Genomic DNA, 21,710 nt, shown 5'->3' with positions numbered 1-21,710 from the left:
GGACTCTATTATAGGAGGCTGGTCGTCTGTCCCGCACGTCTCTGCTAGACTAGCGCCAATATGGCGCCATCGCCTTGATGCACCCTGCGCCCCGAGGTAGTCCGATCGCGTGCGGGTCCGTTATGACTGCGGAGCTTGAGCGAAGTCGTTTGCAAGGGAGTGGGATAGCGCGCGTCCTGAGCAAGAGAGGGGAAGTAATACATGGACAATATCACGAGGGTCGGCATACTTGGGATGGGCCACGTTGGGACGCACGTCGCCAACGCGATCCTGTACCAGGGACTTGCAGCCGAGATCTACTGCGTAGACGCCCTTGAGGCTAAGGTCGTGAGCGAGGTCAATGACCTTCAGGACGCGATGCCGTTCTACCCGCGCCAGGCTCGCGTCTATAACTGCCACTGTGACTACGAGGCACTTCTTGACTGCGACATTGTGGTAAATGCCGCCGGGCATGTGGCTGCGGCCGCTACCAATCGCGATGGGGAGCTCTTCGTGACGGCCGACGAGACCAAGAAATGGGCCCCGCGACTCAAAGGGTACAGGGGGCTCATCGTGAGCATCGCCAACCCCTGTGACGTCATTGCGACCATGATCTGGAAGCTCGCCGAGCTCGCACCCAACCAGATCGTAGGCTCTGGCACGGCGCTCGACTCGTCGCGTCTGCGCCATGCGCTCTGGGAGCAGACGGGCCATGCCTATAGCCCCAGCTCGATCACTGGTTGGATGCTCGGCGAGCATGGCTCCAGCCAGTTCGCGGCGTGGTCCCACGTCTTCTTTGGCGCGACGCCCCTTGCCGAGCTTGAGCGCACGGACCCCGGGCGCTTCTCGTTTGACAAGGACGCAGTGGAAGAGGCTGCCCGCAAGGGAGGGTATGTGACCTACGAGGGCAAGGGCTGCACGGAGTACGCCATCGCGAACGCCGCGACGGAGCTAGTCAAGGCCATGGTCCAGGACTCGAAGCTCATCACGCCCTGTGGGACGCTGCTGCCTGACGAGGGCTACTACGACGAGGCGGGACATTTCACGTCGGTTCCGGTGGTCGTGGGCGCAGACGGCGCCGAGCAGCTCTTTTTGCTCGAGCTGTCCGCAGACGAGCAGGAGAAGTTCCATGCCAGCTGCAGGCACATCCAAGAGAACATCGAGAAGATCCGCTGTTGGTAGCCGGTGGTGTAGCTGGTACCTCCCACGGGTATCTCGCCTTGCAGGCCTCCATGGCTGCGCCTGCGCCGCCCAGTGCCCGTAGGCGCTCGTACACGCTCGCAGACTCCGTGGCTGCGTACGGGTACACGATCATGTGTATTCTATGGAGAGCCGCCTGTCGAGCAGCCACGTTTCCGCAGCCGCTGCGGCATGCGGCGCAGATGCTGCCACGTGCGCCCACCGCAGCTGCGCGCGCGTCTCCCGAAACGTGCAAGACAGCGGGAGGCTTCATGGCTATGTTAAGAAGGTCGTGTCGTTTCGGCGCCGCGTCCACCATGGACGAATGCAGACTTGAGGAGGCAATATGGCTGCACGTACTCAGAACGTAAAGAACCTTGCGCTCGTGGGCCAAGGTGGCGTGGGCAAGACCATGCTGGCGGAGGCTATGCTGCACCTGACGGGCAAGACGACCCGTCTGGGTGGCCACGCCGGCACCAAGCCCACGCTTGACTATGATGTCGAGGAGGGGGAGCGCGGCTTCTCGATCTCGACGACCATCGCACCGATCGAGTACGGCGGGTGTCGCATCAACGTGCTCGACGCGCCCTGCTATCCTGACTTCGTGGGTGACGCCTATGGTGCGCTTGCCGCAGCCGAGACGGCCGTCTTCGTTGTCGACGCGGCGTCGGGCCCAGGTACCATCACCACACGGCTCTGGTACGCGGCCGAGGATCTCTCCATAGCCCGCGCGCTCTTCATCAATCGCCTGGATCGTCCCGACGCCGATTGGGACATTGCGCTGCGAGCCGCCCAGGAGCGCTACGGCAACCGCCTGGCTGCCGTCACGATGCCCATGGGATCGGGCGACGACTTTGCGGGCATCATCGATGTCGTACACATGAAGGCCCGCCACCTCAAGGATGGGAAGCCCGTCGCGAGTGACGTCCCGGCAGAGTTTGCCGACGCCGCAACCAAGGCACGCGAGCAGCTCATAGAGCTTGTGGTCGAGGCAGACGACGAGCTCATGATGAAGTACCTCGAGGGCGAGGAGGTCACGACCGAGGAGCTCGAGGGGCTTCTTGGAAAGGCGATCCGAGGGCGCGTCTTCGTTCCCGTGTTCGCAGGCTCCTGCGTGAGGGAGGAGGGTGTCATCTCGCTCATGGAGGACATCGCGGCGTGGTTCCCCACGATGTCGGACTATGGGCGCGTGCCGCTCGTGAATGGGGAGGAGCTCGACATCTCGCCGGACGACGGGCGTCCTGTGGCCTTTGTGTTCAAGAGCCTGCATGACCAGCAGAATGGCAAGCTGTCTTTCATCAAGGTGCTTGCGGGTACCATCACCCCCGGTACGGAGCTCATCAACGCGCGCACACGCAAGACCGAGCGACTCGGACACCTCTACCAGATGATGGGGCGCGAGATGAGCGACCTCAAGGAGGTCGCGGCAGGCGACATCTGCGTTGTGCCCAAGCTTGACGCCCTCACGGGCGACACGCTCTCGGCCACCGGCAAGGTCGAGGCTGCGGCATTTCGCTTTCCCAACTCCCTCTACCGCGTCGCCATCGAGGCGGACGAGCGCGGTGGCGAGGGCAAGCTCTACTCCTTCCTGGAGAAGAGCGCCGACGCTGACCCGACCCTGCGCGTCGAGCGCGATGAGGATACCGGCCAGACCGTGGTCTCTGCCATCGGCGAGGCGCAGGTCTCCGTGCTCCTCGACCGCCTTGAGGGGCGCACGGGCGTCAAGGCTCACACCGTCAAGCTGAGGATCCCCTATCGAGAGACGATCCGTCGCGTGGCGAGCGCCCAGGGTCGGCACAAGAAGCAGACCGGGGGCGCAGGCCAGTACGGCGACTGCTGGCTGCGCATCGAGCCCAACCCCGAGGGTGGCTACGAGTTTGTGGACGAGGTCGTGGGTGGTCACATCCCACGCGGTTTCATCCCCGCAGTTGACAAGGGCGTGCAGGAGACGATGGTTGACGGCGTGCTCGCCGGCTATCCGATGATCGACGTGAAGGTCGCCGTGTACGATGGCTCCTATCATCCCGTAGACTCCAACGAGATGGCCTTCAAGACGGCTGCCCGCATTGGCTTCCAGAAGGCGGTCGCGCAGGCCGAGCCCGTGCTGCTTGAGCCCATGGCACACCTCTCGATCACGGTGCCGGACAGCTATGCAGGCTCCGTGATGGGGGACATCTCGGCGTCACGCGGTCGTGTCGAGGGCATGTCAGCTACATCCGACCAGGGTGCCACCGCTGGCCACACCACCATCGAGGCTACGGTTCCCTATGCCGAGGTCACCGACTACGCGACGCGCCTGCGCTCGCTCTCGCGCGGCACAGGCGAGTTCGAGATGGAGGTATCTGGCTACGAGCAGGTTCCCCACGATGTGCAGGAGCGGCTTGCGGAGGAGTACGCGCAGCGTCGTGCCGAGGGGCGCTAGGAGTACGCGGCACCCGTCTTGTGGCGGGTGTCGCCCCCAAGGGATCACTTTCGAGGTGGCCCAGTGGCCTGCACGCTGACCACGGGTCTTGGACAACCCCTATGCCAGGCTTGCGGAGTTGGCAGGAGGGCATGACAGGGTTTGGAGAAGATGGTTTGCAACAGGTTAAGCTCGCAAACATAGTCCTTGAGGACACGCCGCAGTTCCTCTCGGAGCCGCTTCTGCTCTGCCGCTCCACGGCGCCTTTTCACAGTACCGGGGGCGAGGACGGTTCATGGGTGTTCCTTGGGCCTGGCACACATGACTTCACGACGTTTTTCAACGCGCTGTCTGTGCGGCGGTGGCGGGAGTACACCGTTGCCAAGGAGTTCTTCCTGCACCTGGAGTACCGGGGAGGGGCATTTACGCTCAGGCAGACGCGCGCTGACCTCTTTAGCTGGGACGCTGAGTTCGTGGGCGGCGTTTCCCAGGATTTTGCGGCAAGCGATGCCTGGCAGGTCGCTGATCTCGCGATGCGGTCTGACCAGGACGATGTCATCGAGGGGTTCATGCTGGACGTGCCAAAAGACGAGCCCGTGTACCTTCGAGGCTGCTACTACTTTACGCACGTGGACGAGGGGGACCTACGTCCCGTCGAGCTTGCCCTCTGCACGACCACCTTCAAAAAGGAGTCCTACATCGAGCGCAACATCGCCTTGGTGAAGGGGGACATCCTTGCTGGAGACGATCCCATAGCCGCACACTTCACGCAGCATGTCGTGGATAACGGGAGGACCTTGGACGTGCACGCGCTCGAGGCTGAGCGCGTGCACGTCTATCCTAACGCCAATGTGGGCGGGGCGGGTGGCTACGCTCGCGGCATGCTCGCGGCCATGGACCAGGTACCCAAGGCCACCCATGTGCTCCTGATGGATGATGACGTGGTCATCTCTCCGGAAAGTATTAGGCGTACCTTCAACCTGCTGTCTATCCTCAACGAGGGGCACAGGGACTGGTTCGTCTCTGGTGCGATGATGGACCTTTTCGAACCCGATCTTCGGTGGGAGGACACGGGCTTCGTGACGCCCGACGGCGACTGCGTACCGCTTAAGGTGAACGCATCCATGGGACAGCTGCATGGCGTGGTGACAAACGAGCTCCCCACACCCCTACCCGCCAAGGTCGACCAGCAGCTACTAGACACGCAGTCCTATGCCGGCTGGTGGTACTGCGTCATTCCCATGTCCGCCATCGAGAAACACGGCCTGCCACTGCCGGTGTTCGTGCGCTACGATGACATCGAGTACGGCATCCGTTGTCAGGCAAGATTCATAACGATGAATGGGATCTGCCTGTGGCATCCCTCCTTCGCACGCCGCTACAATGCTGCCGTCGAGCGCTATCAGGTGGTGCGTAACTCCTTCATAGGGCGCTTCGCCATGGGGATGGCCCCTCGGGCGGACTTCGAGATGAAGCTCTACCATCTGGTGCAGCTCGAGCTCAAGAAGTTCAACTATACCAACGCGAACCTCGCGCTCGATGGCTTCGAGGACTTTCTCAAAGGTCCCAGCTTTATCAAGGAGCCTGGTGCTACCGAGCGGGCCTTCATGGAGGCAAATAGGCGGGCGGAGAGGCTCCTGCCCTACGATGAACTGCAGAGGCAGGCCCAGAGCGAGGGTATTGACCTGTCAGGCATCACGCGTACAGATACGCCCAAGGACAGGACCCCACCCGAGCTCAGAAGCCTCGGGCAGCGTCTGGTTGACTTTGTGAGCTTCAATGGCCAGCGCATAGACCTCGGCTATGTCAAGAGGGGTGCGGTTGCCTACATCGACGTCGCCGGTTGGCTCTACCCGTCGTCCGAGATCCGTCGCAAGGACACCATCGTGGCCGTGGACCTCGAGAACCGACGCGGCGTCATACGGCACATGGACCGCAGGCGTTTTCGCGAGACCTGGGGTCGCTATAAGCGCGCCATGAGCTACTACCGTGCGCACAAGGACCGTCTCCTAAAGGAGTACTCCGCAGAGGCTGATCGCCTGACGTCTCTGGGCTTCTGGAAGAGCTACCTGGGCATGGGATAGGACGGCGACCAAGGTGGCTAGCGTGACCGAGACGGACCTCAGATCGAGGACCATACGATCACTCGTCTGGAGGCTCTTCGAGCAGGGCGGGTCCGCCATCATCCAACTCGTGGTGCAGGTCGTCATGGCGCGTCTGCTCACTCCATCGGAGTTCGGCGCCCTTGCCATCATGCTAGTCTTCGTGAACGTCGGCAACGTGGTAGTGCAGTCTGGGCTCAACACGGCCATCATCCAGGCTCCCGACGTGACGGACGAGGACTTTGACACTGTCTTCTGGATGAGCCTTGCCATCTCGCTGGTGCTCTATTTGGCGGTGTTCGCGGGCGCTCCGGTCATTGGCGACTTCTATGGCTTGCCGTTCCTCGTAACGCCGCTGCGGGTTCTTGTGCTGGTGCTCGTGGTTAATGCGTATAACGCCATACAGGAGGCTATCGTTGCGCGCGGGTTCGACTTCCAGAAGACCTTCCGTTCGACCGTCGTGGCGGCGGTCGTCTCGGGGACGCTAGGCGTGGGGTGCGCACTCATGGGGGGCGGCCTCTGGGCCCTTGTCATCCAGCAGCTCTCATATCAGGTTACCAAATGCCTGTCCCTCGCAGTGCAGATACCGTGGAAGCCGCGGCCCGCCTTCAGGCGTGGGCGCGCTTGGGTGCTTTTCGGTTTTGGTTGGAAGCTCCTGGCCTCAGGAGTGCTCGATCAGCTCTCGCAAAGCGTCTCCGACCTGATCATCGGTCGTGTGTTCGCGAGCGGGGAGCTAGGGCTCGTCTCCCAGGGGAAGAAGTATCCCCAGCAGCTGGGTACGCTTCTTGATAGCGTGATCCAACCCGTGATGCTCTCTGCCGTCTCTCGCGTGCAGGATGACACGGACAGGGTGCGGCGCCTGATGCGACGTGCCCTCAAGACAAGCACCTTCATCGTGGCGCCATCCATGTGCGCCTTCGCTCTTGTTGCCCCGATCCTGGTGCCCGCTCTCTTGGGGCCACAGTGGGCTTCTGCAGTTCCGTTCCTGCGTGTCTACTGCCTTGCATATGCGCTGCTGCCCATCCACACCACAAACCTTCAAGTGCTCAATGGCATGGGGAGGAGCGATATCTTCCTAGGGCTCGAGGTCATCAAGGTAGCGATAGGGCTGTTTGCATTGGTGGTTGCGGTATATTCCTTCAGGAATATTTATGCAATAGTCCTCGCCGCAGCCCTGTCCAATATGATCTGCACCTTCATCAACGCGTTTCCCAATAAGAGGGTCGTGGGCTACCCGTATCTGCGCCAGCTGAGGGACATTGCCCCTGCCTTTGGTCTCGCGGCGCTGGCGACCGCAGCCGCCTGGCCCCTGGGGTCCTGTGCCCTTGGCGCGGCTGGCACGGTCGCGCTGCAACTGCTCGCGTTTTCGGCTACCTACCTCCTCATGGCTTGGCTCCTGAGGGTGGAGGAGCTTTACTACCTGCTGCGCGTGGCGCAGCAGGCAATGGGCGGAAGGGAGGATTCGTGAACGTGGGCGCTGCGACTGTCTGCGGGAGGTATCCTTATGTATGTTGGGTCGCCACGCAGTCGATTGGGGTGCTGTCATGTCTGTCCAGCATGAGCAGAGGGCCATTCTCGTCGCTCGCTCGTCCTTGCCGCCCCTGGATGAATATGTAGACGAGATACGCTCCATTTGGCAGACCCATTGGCTCACGAACATGGGGCAGAAGCATGCCCAGCTCGAGAGTGATCTCAGATCCTACCTAGGCGTCAATGGCATCGCACTCTTCGTGAACGGGCACCTGGCGCTCGAGTGCGTCCTTGAGGCCATGCAGCTCGAGGGCGAGGTCATCACCACGCCCTTCACCTTTGCCTCCACGACCCACGCGATCGTGCGCAAGGGACTCGCGCCCGTCTTCGCTGACGTACGGGCCGACGACTATACCATGGACCCCTCCGGTCTTGAGGCGCTCATTACGCCCCGCACCTGCGCCATTCTGCCTGTCCACGTATACGGTAACCTCTGTGACGTGGACGCGATCCAAGAGGTTGCCGACCGTCATGGGCTTGTCGTCATCTATGACGCGGCTCATGCCTTTGGCGTTACGAGGGACGGCGTGTCATCGGCCGCGTTCGGTGACGCCTCCATGTTCAGCTTCCATGCTACCAAGGTGTTCAACACCATAGAGGGCGGTGCCGTGTGCTTTTGCGATCCCTCCCTCAAGGAGAGACTCGACCAGTGGAAGAACTTCGGCATCACGGGACTCGAGAGCGTCGAGTACGTGGGAGGCAATGCGAAGATGAACGAGTTCTCGGCAGCTATGGGGATCTGCAACCTGCGCCACCTGGACGCCGAGATAGCAAGGCGCAGGCTGGTGGCCGAGCGCTACTGGGAGCGCCTCGAAGCTGCTCGCGGCCTCAGGCTTTGCTTGCCAGGCCCACGGGTGCACCACAACTATGCCTATTTGCCTGTGGTGTTCGAGGATGATTACGGCGCCTCGCGCGACCAGGCTCGTGATGCATTGGCCCGCCAGCACATATACTCGCGCAAGTACTTTTACCCTCTTACGAGTGACTTCGAGTGCTATCGGGGCCGCTTCGACTCGCGCGAGACGCCCGTTGCGCGATGGGTGGCTGAGCGTGTGCTCGCCCTTCCCATCTATGCTGACCTTGCCCTTGAGGACGTCGACCGCATCTGCGATATCCTACTAGGCCTTGGGCGCGGCAGCGCATGAGTGGGTCGGGAGGTGTCGCACCCAAGGTTACAGTCATCATGGCTACCTTCAACCAGCGAGAGTATGTCGAACGCGCCGTGCGCAGCATAGCCATGCAGAGAGTTGGCTTTCCCATTGAGGTTCTCATCGGCGATGACGCCTCAACTGATGGGACCCGGGATGTCCTGCGCCTGCTTGAGGAGGGCTTAGGCCGTTCTGACTTCCACTTCCTCCTCAGGGAGCAAAATATGGGCAAGGGAGGGGAGAGGAACAATGAGGATATGCTGCATAGGGCGAGGGGGACCTACCTTGCTCTCTTGGAGGGAGATGACTTCTGGACCTATGACGGGAAGCTCCAGGCGCAGGTCGACTTCCTTGATGGGCATGCGGATCACGTTGCCTGCTATCACCGGTGCCAGGTGGTTGGAGCCGACTCCCGGCCAAACGGCGAGCGTTATCCGGAGTGCCCTGTGAGGGAATACTCCTTTAGGGAGTACTTCTACCGCAGTCTACCGGGGCAGCTGGGGACCTCGCTCGTGAGAAGGGAGCCCTACAGGCGCGCCCGCGACGAGTTTATGGCGCTGGCACGCTATGACTCGTATGCCGGCGATCGCCGCAACGCTTTCCTCATGCTCTGCGAGGGGAAGGTCCGCTGTCTACCAGAGGCCTGGAGCGCCTACCGCCATGTCGTCACTGGTGGCAGCAGCTACTCCGCGACGGTGCGCATAGATGAGGACTATGCCCGCAACGAGCTACTCTTCTGTAGGGCCTGTCTCGACTATGCCGAGCTGCGGCAGAGTGTCGAGGCGCTTGACGCGGCAAAGCTCCAGTACTATCGCTGCTATCTCAAGTGGAGTCGGCGCATGCCTTGGGCGTTCAGTCGCAGCGCATGCCTAGACGAGCTTCGCCGTGAGGCACGCCAGTTGCGCTATCGCTATAGTTGGGTCAGGTGGTATGCGGTGCTTGGCCTGAGGCGGCTCCTGGGGCGCCCGGTTGACCTGTGAGGAGAACACGAGGGAAAGCCATGCTGGTGTCGGTCGTCATACCTTGCTACAACTCCGAGCGATCCATCGCCGAGGTCGTCGAGCTGACGATAGCGCAGTTCGACCGCCTTGCTGACTTTGAGTGCGAGTTCGTACTCGTCAACGATGGGTCGCCCTCTGATGACACCTATGGTGCCATCAGGGGCTTGGCGCTGCGCCACAGCTGCGTGCACGGCGTCAACCTCATGCGCAACTTTGGGCAGCCCAACGCGCAGATGTGCGGCCTGGGGTACGCGAAGGGAGAGCTAGTCCTGGGGATGGACGATGACTTGCAGACGCATCCCTCGCAGATTCCCACGATACTCGAGGCGATGGCGTCGGGGACGTTCGACGTGGTGTATGGGGTGTACCCCGAGTCTAAGAACGGCTTGGCCAAGGACTTCACGAGCTGGCTCAACAAGGTCACAGCTCGCAAGCTCCTCGGGAGGCCCAAGGGTATCAGATCGAGTAACTTCTGGTGCATCACGCGCCAGCTGCGCGATCAAGTCATCCTGTACACTAACTACAATCCTCAGCTTGACGCCCTCTTCACCAGGCTCACCACTCACGTGGGCAACGTCGAGATCGAGCATCACGAGCGTGCGTACGGGGAGTCGGGATACACCCTCGGCAAGCTGGTGAGGCTGTGGCTCTCGTACTTCAACTACACCGTGTTGCCGCTGCGCCTGGCCTCTGGCATGGGCGTCGCCTGCGCCTTGGCTGGCTTCGTGGCACTCGTCGTCACAGTGCTTCGAAAGCTCCTTGACCCAAGCATTGCCGCCGGTTGGGCATCGATCATCAGCATCATGCTCCTCTTCTTTGGCCTGGTACTCCTGGTGCTGGGGATTATCGGTGAGTATCTGGGAGACATGGTTCTCTCTGTGAACAGCTCTCCCCAATATATTGTGAGAGAGACGGTGAACCTCGATGAGTAGCGGATTTAAGGGGTGATGGACCGCTCGCCCGTGAACTCCGGCCCTTGGGACGGCAGGCTGTACCTGTGCTATCGAATTTGGTATTCTTATATATATTACAAGTAAGTTGAGCGCGCGGTGTTATCGCCATCTAACGTCGAACATGGGTTTGGCGCATGGCGAGTGCTCCTAGGCAGGCTTGCCCGGACGATGATGTCACACCATGGAGCTTGGCCTTGGTGTAAATTTTCTGGAAGGAGATCAGCTATGGATGTGCAGACGCGGGGAAGGACGATCAGGGTCAAGGGCGCTCACGCCCTCTGTGGCTTGGTCGTCATCGCAGCGCTCATGGGCGTATTCGCGCTTGTCCGCACAAACGTGCCGGTGCGCGCGAGCGCGCCCGCGCGGGAGAACGAGCTCGTGCAGGCGAGTTCGGTGACGGAGGGTGAGGTTTGCAGGGAGGGCAGCTGGTACTACGTCAATGCTGACGGCTCATATGCGAAGGGCTGGATGCACCTCTCCTCCAGCGGCGGCAAGTGGGTGTACTACGACCCCACGACCGGCCGCATGGCCAAGGGCGAGCGCTACGTTGAGGGCGACCTGCCGGGCTGGTGCTACTTCGACGAGGCGACCGGGGCCACCCGGTACGGCTGGATGCACCTCTCCTCCAGCGGCGGCAAGTGGGTGTACTACGACCCCACGACCGGCCGCATGGCCAAGGGCGAGCGCTACGTTGAGGGCGACCTGCCGGGCTGGTGCTACTTCGACGAGGCGACCGGGGCCACCCGGTACGGCTGGATGCACCTCTCCTCCAGTGGCGGCAAGTGGGTGTACTACGACCCCACGACCGGCCGCATGGCCAAGGGCGAGCGCTACGTTGAGGGCGACCTGCCGGGCTGGTGCTACTTCGACGAGGCGACCGGGGCCACTCAGTACGGCTGGCGCACCATGGAGGACGGGCGACGTTGCTTCTATGACAAGAGCACCGGGCGAATGGTAAAGGGGACCGTCTTGATCGATGGATCCACGTATCGCTTTGATCAGGGGAACGGAAACCTCCTCGGCGAGGAGCGCAAGAATAACGGTGAGGAGCGCAAGAATGACGATAAGAGCGTCGGGGGCTCCAACATCTGGGATGATGACGCCTATGTGAAGAAGATGATGGGCCATGCGCGAAGCATAGGTAGCGAGACGGGCTGGTTCTGCACCATTGACACGTCAAACTGCCGCGTCGTGGTGCTCCAGAGAAGCGGCACGTCCTGGCAGGTGAAGCTGACGGCCAATGCGAACTTAGGCAAGAGTAGCACGCCGACCTTTACGGGAACCCGCACGGTCGATCACAAGTCTCGGGCCTACTGGCGCGATGGCATCGGGATCAACGATTGGTGGACCTGTTACCTGCCCTGTGGGAGTGAAAGCGACTATGACGGTCACATGAACCCGTGGAACGGGATGTATGACGATGGCCAGGGCTTCCACTACGGCTTTGACGGGGATCGCCCGGGATATAACTCGGCCGGCTGTACGTGCCTGTCCATGTCTGAGGCAAAGTACATATACGACAATGTGCCCGTCGGCTCGACGGTCCATGTCTTCTGATGCCGCATCTGTCGGAGGGATCCTGTGGCATGGTTGGGACTGACAACGCTGTTCGTACTGGCGGAGCTTCTGGTGCCCGGGTATCTTGTCCTGCGCGGCCTGCGGATTTCTCGCTCGTGGTCCCTCTGTTGGGCTCCGTCAGTCAGTTGTGGTGCCATTGCCCTGTGGTGTCAGGCACTTGCCCTCGTGGGAGTCTTCGCTTCTCCGTGGACCGTGCTGTTGCCCATCGTCGTGCTCGGCGTCTTGGCGCGCATCGTCATTGGGCCTAGGCTCGCGGAGCCTGGACTTCCGCAGATACGGTTGCGTGTGGTGATCCTCTATGCGGCTGTTGGGGTGATTGTGGGGTATCTGCTCTTTGTGCGCCAACTGCCGGCAGGCGATTACGTGTATCCCCAGTACGACGTGATGCAGCACTTGAACCTCACGACTGCGTTTTCGCAATCAGGGCACATGTCCTCGCTGGAGACAAGTCCGTACCTGACGGCTGCGGACATGGCGATTGATCCAACACCCAATCATGCGTTCTATCCTGCGGCATATCACAGCATCTGCGCCTTGGCAACCCAGGCTCTTGGCGTGAGGGCGCCCGTCGCGCTCAACGCCGCTACCTTTGCGTTCTCGTTTCTCGTGTACCCTCTCGCTATGCTCTCGTTTTTGGCGATGGCGTTCAGGGGCCTAGACAAGGCACAGGCAGCGGGGGCTTTGGTCGTCTGCTCGCTCGTCTCTTTCCCATGGGTTGTCATCATCTGGGGACCCATATACCCTAACCTCGCGGGCATGGCGCTGCTGCCCTGCGCATCGTCCATCCTCATGGGCCTTACCCTTGTCGATCGTGGTGATGGCCGTATGCGCGTCCGTCTGGTAGCGCTGCTGGCGCTGTCGGCCACTGCCCTGGCGCTCATGCATCCCAACACCGTCTTTGCCGCGATAGTCACCCTCTTGCCCTACTGTCTGTGGCGCCTGTGGGACCTTCCTTGGATGCGGGAGCGCAAGGTCACGTTGCGCCTGATGGCGCCCTTGTCGCTTTTCTTGCTCGCGATAGGCTTCTGGGCACTCTGCCTCAGGCTGCCGCTCTTCTCGGAGATGCTGCAGGAGAACTGGCCCTCGTTCGCCGTTCCGAGGCAGCAGCTCGTGAACATACTGGGCCTTGCATTTACGTTTGACATGCTGCCATGTACGTTCTCGTACCAGCTCCTTCTTGCTGCCATGGTGCTTGTGGGGTTTGCCTGTGCCTTGCACGACAGGGAGCGTCGTTGGCTGTGTGCGACCTACGTCATCTGGTGTTACATGTGCTTTGTCGGTGCGACGAGCGATGGCGAGCTCAAGACCGTCCTCACGGGCTTTTGGTACACTGATCCTGTGCGCGTGGCGGCCTGCGCTGCCATGGCTGCCGTTCCACTCGCGACGCTTGGGATCAGGTGGACGCACGAGCTCGTTTTGGAGCTTGTGCGGCGCTACAACCGCTGGCGTGGCCATCAGACACATCCCACGAAGGCAACTTGTTTTCTGGCCGCGCTCTTTTTTGTGCTCGTCTTCATGCCAGGTTTTGATCTCCCCTGGTCAGATGCCCCAAAATATAGGATGATCAACTATGCGTCTGACACCGGGAGCGTTCTCAAGAGAAGTCTTACCATCCCCAACGTGCATACGGCCTTTGGCGACTGGAGGCTGGCTACCGACGAGCTCTTTGATTTGGCTTCGCCCCTCTTCAAGAACGAGCGGGCTTTTGCCGACCGCGCGCGGAAGATCACAGGTGATTCCCTCGTTATCAACGATCCCATGGACGGGAGCTTCCTGGCCTATCCCGTCTGCGGCGTGAGGTGCTATTATCGCAGCTTCGTGGGCGTTGGCGACACGAACGAAACTGAGGCGAGCAAGCTCGTGCGATTGCACCTGTCTGAGGCCGCCACTCGACCGGACGTACGGGCTGCTATCAGGGAGCTCGATGCCCAATACGTTCTGAAGCTTGACCTCGCATATGCCGACGTCTCGTTCGTGAACTTGCGAGAGGACCTCAACTTCGTAGATTTCGCCGGCATTGAGTCCGTCAGCGACGATACGCCGGGATTCGAGAGGGTTCTTGTCGCGGGCAAACTGCGATTGTATAGGATAGCGCTAGACTAGGAGACTAGGACCCAGACACGAGACCCATGCCTAGAGAGAATCGAGCCTCGACGTACCGTGCGCATTCTGGCAATCATACCGGCATTCAATGAGGAGGACTGCTTGGCCGAGACCGTCGCCGAGCTACGCCAGGCGTGCCCCGACGTTGACTACCTCATCATCGACGATGGCTCCTCTGACGCTACGAGGGACGTCATGCGTGAGCACAACCTCAATGGTGTGAGCCTGCCCATAAACACGGGTCTGGCGTCGGCCTTTCGGACGGGCATGAAGTATGCCCTTCGTAGGGGGTATGACGCGGTGATTCAGTTTGACGCGGACGGCCAGCATATCCCGTCCTACATCGACCCCATGGCGCAAGCACTGGCCCACAGCGATGCGGACGTCGTCATTGCCTCGCGCTACCTGGACGGCACGCAAAGGCCGATCGGGGCACGTGGTATCGGTTCTCGACTCATAACGGTGCTTATCAGATTGACCACGGGCCTGCGGATCACCGATCCCACCTCGGGAATGCGTATGTACGGCCGTCGTATGGTAGAGCTCTTCGCCACCGGTTTCGACCTCGCTCCCGAGCCGGACGCCCTTGCGCTCATTGCGCGCAAGGGCGGGCGCGTGGTAGAGGTGCAGGCGCGTATGCGAGAGCGCCAAGGTGGGGAGAGCTACCTCAGCTTGGGCAATGTCATACGCTATATGTCACGCACCTGCCTCTCCATTCTGCTGTTCCAATGGTATCGCTAGGGGGCCGCATGTCCACTGTGCTCAGAGTCCTTTTGGTCATTGGGTCTGTCCTGGTCTTCATGATGATCGGCAGCCGGATCAAGAAAGACAAGATCCTCATGCAGGACGCCATCTACTGGATCATTCTGTCCCTGCTGATGCTCTTGGTCGCGCTCGTTCCCGGTCCCGTTATCTGGCTTGCCTATGAGCTGGGATTCCTATCACCCAGCAACTTCGTGTTCCTAGGTGTCATAGCGCTCCTGCTGCTCAAGATCTTTCACAACTCCTGCGAGATATCGCTGCTGAGGCACAAGGTTGAGGAGCTTGCGCAGGAAGGAGTCCTGGGTGACGGGCTAGAGCGCGCCGAGCAGGAAGAGCAGCCGGACGACTAGCTCCCCTCGTAGGCTCTGTCGCAGCCGCAGGGGGGCGAGCGCCTTTCTGGTGCGAGATCCCTCGAGGAATAGCTTGAGCACCTTGCGCCTTTCGGGGGCCATTTGGTCCCCGAAGCAGGCATCGAGCTTTTTTAGCATGGCGCTGACACACCTGAGCTGTCCTCCTTTCACGAAGCGATCTATGCGGTTCCGGAGCACCCGGAGGCGATCCGTGCCGCTTGCGCTGGCATTGTCACCCGTGCGGCGATACTTGAGGCAGACGAAGTCATCGTAGGAAAGTCCACCCAGTGCCGTGGCAACCAGCGCAACCCACCAGTCGTGCCCAAACGCATCGCGCGCATCGCTCGAATTGATGGCGTCGGCAAGCCTGCGGTTCATGACCTGGGTGTTGCCCGATGTTACATTTTCGTAGAGCATCTTGGAGAACGTGACGCCCGTGCGGTTGAGCCGCGATCGGCCCTTTGGCCTCAGATCAACGTCGCAGTACTCGTATTCTGCGCAATAGAGCTGGGGTATGGACTCATCCTGCTGTCGTAGGACGGAGACTGCCCGGCTGAGCTTGCCGGGCAACCAGATGTCGTCTTGGTCCGAAAAGGAGATGTAGTCGAAGCTTCTGGGGATGGACCTCACGATATGCAGGAAGGATCGGGTATACCCCACGTTCTTGCCGATGAGCAGGGTGATGTCCTCACGTCGCTCAAGGCGTCTGAGCAGCGCGACGGTGCCGTCGGTCGAGCCGTCATCGCGTACGAAAAGTCGCAGATCCGAGACGTCCTGGGCTAGGATGCTGTCAACTTGCTCTTCTAGGTAGCGCTCGCCGTTATAGGTCGAGAGTGCAACGGCTATGCGTGGGGAAGTGATGCTCACGGCACTCCTTTGACGGCGTCCGATGACGTGCCTTTGATTGTAGGGGCTACGGGGCCTTGTGTATAATCCCGACAAAAACAGGGAAGGGGCAATAAGATGGGCGGCATGGCCGGTACGCATAGGTTCAGCGTCGTCGTTCCCTGCTACAAGGTGGAGTCCTGCCTAAGGGGCTGCCTTGACTCTCTCCTGTCCCAAACGCTCGACGGGCTTGAGATTATCTGCGTAAACGACGGGTCGCCCGACGGGAGCCTCGAGATCATGCGGTCGTACCAGAGGCGACATTCCGGCAGCGTCAAGGTCGTGGATCAAGAGAACGGTGGTCTGTGGAGTGCGCGCAGGAGCGGTATCGAGGCAGCGTCCGGCGAGTACATAGGTTTTGTGGATGCGGACGACGAGGTTACGAGCGACTGGGCGGAGAGACTCTATAACGCCGCGACACAAAGCGGTGCGGAACTCGTGGTATGCGGACTGTCGAGAGTCGACCGCGCGAGTGGCAGGGTCATGACGCGGGAGTTCTGCCAACCCCGCCCCCTGCTCAGCAGCTCTGTCGATCCCGGTGCGCTTGTGGGGATCAACCCGAGCGTGTGCAACAAGTGCTTTAGGCTGGAGAGCGTGCAGAGGATGGCAGCGCTGGAGGAGCCGCCCTCGATCCTTGAGGACCTTGCCTTCTCCCTCCTGTTCTACCTGGTGATGCGTGGCACCATCGCCTTCGTTCCCTTGCCCCTGTACCGCTACGTGGTGCATCAGGACTCCATGATCAACACCGTGACGATCGAGCAGGTCGAGACCGTCAAGCGCATGCTGCTCGAAGTGCGAAGCGCCTATGGGCGAGTCGGCGCCTCGACGGGACTTTGCCAGATGCTCGATGCGAGCGCCTTCCTCCATCTGGGCATCTCTATGAGCTTCAGGCTTTCCTGCCTGCATGGCGTGGATCTTGGCGCCTCCCTGCGCGACACGACATCATACTTGGACGCGCATTTTCCCAGTTGGCGTAGGTCCCCATACACAAGTTTGAGCTATGCTATGAGCCACGGCCCTGCCTTCAGGAGACTGGCTGTTGCCTCGTGGTTCTACAAGGCCCATTTGATGCGGCCGTTTCTTGCCGCGTATCGTCTTGCGCTCTCGACGCTCGGTACGGACATCAAGTGGTAAGCACTGCTGTCGCCGGGCTATCCGTTGCGCCGCGCCTGGACGCCAGCGATGGCCTATCAGGAGACCCCGCCAAAGAGACGTCGGTTGCGTTGGTGCCTTGGCTTGCCCGTCTGTTCAGGTTTATAGTAAAATTGGTCTCCTATCACCTACGGATGCAGTAAGGCTATCGAAAGGAGTGTTGATGAGATGTAGAATCGCGGGTGCCGCTATGGTGGCGGGCCTGTCGCTGAGCGTGATGCTCTTCGCTGCGCCCGCCCTTGCGAAGGACGCTTGTACTGATGCGGACGGGGTCGCCGGCGTGGCGCAGCCAGTCGTCGCCGAGACTGGGCAGCCAGCTGCGACGGCCCAGCCCGAGCTTGGGGCGACCACTCAGCGGGAGCAGTCACCAAAATCTACCCCCACAGTGAACAGCGAAGCCGCCACGCAGAAGGTACATCCGACCACATCTACCACTGACGTTGGTCAGGAAGAAGAAGGGGGTACTGTCCCGGCAGTCGTCGGTGAGGAGGCGGCCATTCCGGGGGCAGATACCAAGACCGTCCCAAAGGCAGAAACTACCCTGAAATCCGAGGTCGCCCCGGGGGCAGACGCCACACCTACGCCCATGCCGGACGGCGTGAGGGCCGCTGGCGTCACTGGCGAGGAAACGACCGCCCAGGCCAAGGAGACCCAAAGGGCCGTGGATGACGCTGGATCCGAGAAGCTTGCGACCCAGGCAGGTAGCGGGAGCGCCCAAACCACGGACGGCTGGGTGAGGGGAGCTGATGGTGTTTGGCGCCTCTATAGGCAAGGTAGGGTCCAGACCGGCTGGCAGGCCCATGAGGGCAACTGGTACTACTTTGACGCCAAGGGAGACCCTCTCAAGGGACAGCAGAGGGTCTACGCAGACAACAAGGAGACCCACAGCGCAGAGGACAAGAGGCACTACTACTACTTTGATGACGCGACCGGGATCGCGACCAAGGGGTGGAAGTACATCAAGAGCCAAGACAAGTGGGTCTACTACGATCTCAACACGAGCCAGATGCAGTACAACCAGCAGAACGTGCGCTTTAATGTGAACAACAGCAACTGGAGCAGCCAGGCAAAGGATGGCGACTATCACTGGTACCTCTTCGACCAACATACGGGGGCCGCACTGAACAAGTGGAACTATATCGGCAGTCAGGACAAGTGGGTCTATTACGATGATGTGATGCGCTGGATGCTCTATGGCGAGCATTTTCTCCACGATAACAACCAGGGCACGGGATCGAGGTACTGGTATTACTTTGATGACCACACCGGCGCCACGACCTATGGGTACAAGCGTATCGAGAGGCAGGGCAAGACTGTCTACTATGCGCGCGGCTCAGGTAAGATGGCCCATGAGTGGGCGAATGCCGATGGGAAGATGATCTACTTTGACAAGTATACGGGAAAGAAGATCACCGAATCGCAGGCGGCCTACAGCGCGTGGTTGCGCATCAGGAACAACAGGAGTGCTACTAACTTTTACGCGACCATAGACAACTCGAACTACCGCGCCGTCTTCTTCACGCGTGTGGACGGTCAGTGGGCCCCCGTCAAGGACTTCCTGTGCGCGGTTGGTAACCCCCGCCTTGGCTCGACCTTCCGTGGTTACAGCCGGATACTCAGCAAGGGAAGGGTCATGGGCTGGGACCCCTATGAGTACTTCTGGACCGAGTTCTTCAACAATGGCGCGGACCCCACAGGCGAGGGGCAGCGTTTCCATTCTATTCTGTACACGGGCAGGCGTGATCCCGACAATCCCGGTCCGGTGTATGAGGATGGTCGTGGTGCCAAATCGTCCCATGGCTGCGTGCGCGTCGCCCTCCATGAGGCACGCTGGATCTATGACAACGTTCCCATTGGTTCTGCGGTGCACAGCTTTGACTAGCGGGGAGCTTGTGTAACGGCTAGGTGGGGAATGCCAAGGCATGAGCGTTGATAGGCCGCGCACTCGGTGCCTCGAGTGCGCGGTCGCATGTGTCGTGACGGTAGGCGAGGGGCGTGTGGCAAGATTCAGACTTTCCACGTCAGCCGCTAGCCGCCACGATGGCTATTGGCCGATGACAACTCTACGAGAGTTCCACCCCCGGCGCCCCCGGCGCAGATGCGCGTCCTCTGCGTCTGTTCTTGTGGTGCAGTGCGACGCAACCAAAGCAGGCGAGGCCAAGTCCGACGGTGCAAAGGCAGCCGCCTGTGCCAACGCCTGCGGGAACGAAGGTCGCCTTGATCTCATGGGTCCCCGCAGGTACTACCAGCCCCACAAATCCGTAGTCGGCACGAAACGTGTCAACCCGCTTGTCGTCGATGCTTACCTGCCAGCCCAGCGCATTGGGAACCGAGAGCACGACGACGCCATCCGTGATGTTCGATACGGTTCCGACAAGCGTGGACGTGCCTTCCCTCCTGAACTGCGGGGCGTGGAACTCGTAGGTGACGTCGGCTCCCACTGACGTGTCGAGCCTGAGGTTTGAGGCAACCTCGTCGGGAAGTATGGCATTGGCAGAGAGGAACTCATCCTTGGAACTGAGCTCCTCGATCTCTGACTCGCTCACGTAGCTCTCGCGGACCGAGGCCAGCGATGAGGTCCGAGCGTTCTCGTAGACGCGTACGTCCCCAAACTGAGCGATCTGATCAACCCAGGGGTAACTCAACTCGTCCCTTGCCAGGATGTACTTGACGCTTAGGAGATTGAGGACGGGCAGGGAGTCTGGTGCGTTAGGATAGCGCTGGTAGGCAATATCGCCATCGAGGGTCTGCGGCCATACGGTCTCGTAGAAGTCGCAAACGTCATTGTCGAGCGTCGAGTTGTAGGACGTCGCGCTCGAGTAGCCCTGAACGAGGCCGTCGTTATAGTCGGTCCAATCGGTGTAGAGCTTCTCGATGCGGTAGAACGAGTCATCGTGCGAACGAAGGTAGTTTAGCGCGTGCACGGTGTCTGCGCCTATGGCAGCGTTGGCTGCGGGAAAGTTATCTTGGGTGCAGAATGCCCTGTTGTTGGTCACAAAGAAGCCGTCGGCGACGGAGGTTGTCACGATGCAGGCGCAAGCCATCGCCAAGGTCAGCCCCTTCGCGACCCCCCTCCTCTTTAGGACGACCAAAACGGACAGTGCCACCAGTGCGACAAGGTAGAGGAGACAGAGGAGCCTGCCGTTGACCGTATGGAGCAGGGACCAGACGATGACGAGGGCCGTGAGTGCAGCGGACGCGAAGAATGGTCGCAGGGCCACGGAGCCAAGGACGAGGCGCCTCTCGAAGCCGACCGCCATTGCCAGGCAGATGGGAATGACCACCATGAGGGAGGAGCGGTAGCGGAGGGCGGCGAAGACGTTGGTGAGGGCCGGCAGGAAGCCGTTGGTGCAATAAGCTACGACGAGTGCTGTCGCAACACCGACGAGCACCTTGTCCCTGCGTGTCGCATCGCGCCAGACCCAGTGGAAGAACTGCGATAACAGAACGAAGGCGGCGCCAGAGCTGCCGACGGCGATGAACTCGTAGACATTCACGAAGCGAAAGCTCTCCGTTGGCGGGATGACCGACGGGGGGATGGGCTCTCCGCTGCTGATGAGGCCATCTGCGAGCACACGGCTAAGGATTGGGAGAAGCCAGCGAAGGGGTACGAAATCCCCAAGGTACGCGAGGGCGCTGCCAAGACGTGTGGCATTACCTGCGGCGACGATGCGGTTGGAGTCGGCTGACATGGCGAGGGCGTAAGGGACCAAAGTCAGGCAGGACATGAGGATGCCGCAGGCTACGGGTGCGGCGAGCGACGCGAAGGCCAAGGCATAGCCGCGCGCCGACCTGACCGTGGGCATGTGGCCAACGCGAAGCAGGGCGTACAGGGTTGCCATGAGCATGATCATGAGGCCAGAGTAGGCGCTCATCATGACGCTGAGCGCGACTGCGAGGACGAGCCCCGCGAAAGTCGGGGCGCACCGACGCTCTAGGTGAAGCTCCAGCATGAGCAGGACGGTGGCACACATGACGTAGGCGCTGCCAAGCCAATAGTGTTGCCCCCAGAGCATGAGGTAGCCCCCAAACGCGAAGAGCACCGCACCGAGCATGCGCCCCAGCGGGGTCTGACAGTAGAACGTGAGCAGGTGATCAAAGATGAACCCCGCGAGCACGATCTTCAGCGACTGCACAAGGACAAGGGCTAGGCTCAGCCGCGCACTTCCCAGAAGGAGCCCCATGGGAATGAGGGCTAGGTTAAAAGGGTCGAGTGTCCACGAGAGGTACGACGTGAAGCTGACTCCTAGCCCAAAGTCGAAGTTCCACACGCCAAGGTTGCCGTTTCGGACGGAGTCGAGCAGGTTGAGGTAGTAGGGTACGTACTGCTCGAGCGTGTCAGACCCCACGTCAGCGTACGCGAAGCAAGAACGCCCCACGTAGTAGTTTCCATAGATGGCGACAAGCCCTAGCAGGAGTATGAGTCCCAGAAAGCCCAACTCCGCGCGGGGCCTCCTGCGACCCTCCTGGGGCGTGGCGAGTAGGGGCAGGCGACGCCCGAGCAGCGCGAGCGCACCTGCGCAGGCGATGAGAACAAGTGCCAGATAGCCATAGTCCAGCCAGCTCATAGATGGTTTCCTTATCCCG

The 21,710-nt window shown here is 60.8% G+C and carries 15 protein-coding genes; 13 read left to right on the top strand and 2 right to left on the bottom strand.

Annotated features, from left to right (window positions below):
• The first annotated feature begins 201 nt into the window (after positions 1–201).
• The 11 genes from ADJ70_RS12605 to ADJ70_RS12555 all read left to right on the top strand — a co-directional run bounded on the left by ADJ70_RS12605 (position 202) and on the right by ADJ70_RS12555 (position 15,086).
• On the top strand, positions 202–1,161 hold the full coding sequence (locus tag ADJ70_RS12605; RefSeq protein WP_050341954.1) for a lactate dehydrogenase: 960 nt from the start codon (positions 202–204) through the stop codon (positions 1,159–1,161).
• Positions 1,162–1,504: 343 nt separating this feature from the next.
• Complete coding sequence (locus ADJ70_RS12600) at positions 1,505–3,580, top strand: translation factor GTPase family protein (protein WP_050341952.1); 2,076 nt, start codon at positions 1,505–1,507, stop codon at positions 3,578–3,580.
• A 155-nt stretch (positions 3,581–3,735) separates the two neighbouring features.
• On the top strand, positions 3,736–5,643 hold the full coding sequence (locus ADJ70_RS12595; protein ID WP_157051548.1) for a glycosyltransferase: 1,908 nt from the start codon (positions 3,736–3,738) through the stop codon (positions 5,641–5,643).
• A 22-nt stretch (positions 5,644–5,665) separates the two neighbouring features.
• Positions 5,666–7,129, top strand: coding sequence for a lipopolysaccharide biosynthesis protein (locus ADJ70_RS12590; protein WP_050341948.1), 1,464 nt, complete (start codon positions 5,666–5,668; stop codon positions 7,127–7,129).
• 76 nt (positions 7,130–7,205) lie between these two features.
• Positions 7,206–8,336: a DegT/DnrJ/EryC1/StrS aminotransferase family protein gene (locus tag ADJ70_RS12585; protein WP_050344592.1), complete on the top strand. Its 1,131-nt coding sequence runs from the start codon at positions 7,206–7,208 to the stop codon at positions 8,334–8,336.
• A gap of 38 nt (positions 8,337–8,374) precedes the next feature.
• Positions 8,375–9,319 (top strand): glycosyltransferase family 2 protein, encoded by a 945-nt coding sequence (locus ADJ70_RS12580; RefSeq protein ID WP_050341946.1) that lies wholly within the window; start codon positions 8,375–8,377, stop codon positions 9,317–9,319.
• A 20-nt stretch (positions 9,320–9,339) separates the two neighbouring features.
• A complete protein-coding gene (locus ADJ70_RS12575; RefSeq protein WP_050341944.1) occupies positions 9,340–10,272 on the top strand; it encodes a glycosyltransferase family 2 protein in 933 nt (310 codons plus the stop codon).
• A gap of 246 nt (positions 10,273–10,518) precedes the next feature.
• On the top strand, positions 10,519–11,850 hold the full coding sequence (locus ADJ70_RS12570) for a L,D-transpeptidase family protein (protein ID WP_050341942.1): 1,332 nt from the start codon (positions 10,519–10,521) through the stop codon (positions 11,848–11,850).
• Positions 11,851–11,874: 24 nt separating this feature from the next.
• Entirely contained in the window at positions 11,875–13,974 is a 2,100-nt protein-coding gene (locus ADJ70_RS12565; protein ID WP_157051547.1) for a DUF6541 family protein, read from the top strand.
• 102 nt (positions 13,975–14,076) lie between these two features.
• The gene (locus tag ADJ70_RS12560; protein WP_253273195.1) at positions 14,077–14,715 is read left to right on the top strand and encodes a glycosyltransferase family 2 protein; all 639 of its coding nucleotides are present in this window, start codon (positions 14,077–14,079) and stop codon (positions 14,713–14,715) included.
• A gap of 8 nt (positions 14,716–14,723) precedes the next feature.
• Complete coding sequence (locus ADJ70_RS12555; protein ID WP_062393153.1) at positions 14,724–15,086, top strand: DUF2304 domain-containing protein; 363 nt, start codon at positions 14,724–14,726, stop codon at positions 15,084–15,086.
• Here ADJ70_RS12555 and ADJ70_RS12550 read toward each other — a convergent pair.
• The gene (locus ADJ70_RS12550; protein ID WP_050341932.1) at positions 15,048–15,953 is read right to left on the bottom strand and encodes a glycosyltransferase family 2 protein; all 906 of its coding nucleotides are present in this window, start codon (positions 15,951–15,953) and stop codon (positions 15,048–15,050) included. The two genes, ADJ70_RS12555 and ADJ70_RS12550, sit on opposite strands and share 39 nt — an antisense overlap.
• A gap of 96 nt (positions 15,954–16,049) precedes the next feature.
• Here ADJ70_RS12550 and ADJ70_RS12545 point away from each other — a divergent pair, with 96 nt between their 5' ends.
• Positions 16,050–17,105 (top strand): glycosyltransferase family 2 protein, encoded by a 1,056-nt coding sequence (locus tag ADJ70_RS12545; protein WP_050341930.1) that lies wholly within the window; start codon positions 16,050–16,052, stop codon positions 17,103–17,105.
• Between the two features lie 181 nt (positions 17,106–17,286).
• Positions 17,287–19,005, top strand: a complete 1,719-nt coding sequence (locus ADJ70_RS12540) for a L,D-transpeptidase (protein ID WP_083444019.1) — start codon at positions 17,287–17,289, stop codon at positions 19,003–19,005.
• A gap of 181 nt (positions 19,006–19,186) precedes the next feature.
• Here ADJ70_RS12540 and ADJ70_RS12535 read toward each other — a convergent pair whose 3' ends face one another.
• Positions 19,187–21,691, bottom strand: a complete 2,505-nt coding sequence (locus ADJ70_RS12535) for a YfhO family protein (protein WP_050341925.1) — start codon at positions 21,689–21,691, stop codon at positions 19,187–19,189.
• Positions 21,692–21,710: the final 19 nt, after the last annotated feature.

It is taken from the genome of Olsenella sp. oral taxon 807, assembly GCF_001189515.2.
Lineage (GTDB): Bacteria > Actinomycetota > Coriobacteriia > Coriobacteriales > Atopobiaceae > Olsenella_F.
Note: the sequence above shows the minus strand (reverse complement) of the source record. Positions and strands in the feature narration are given on the sequence as shown.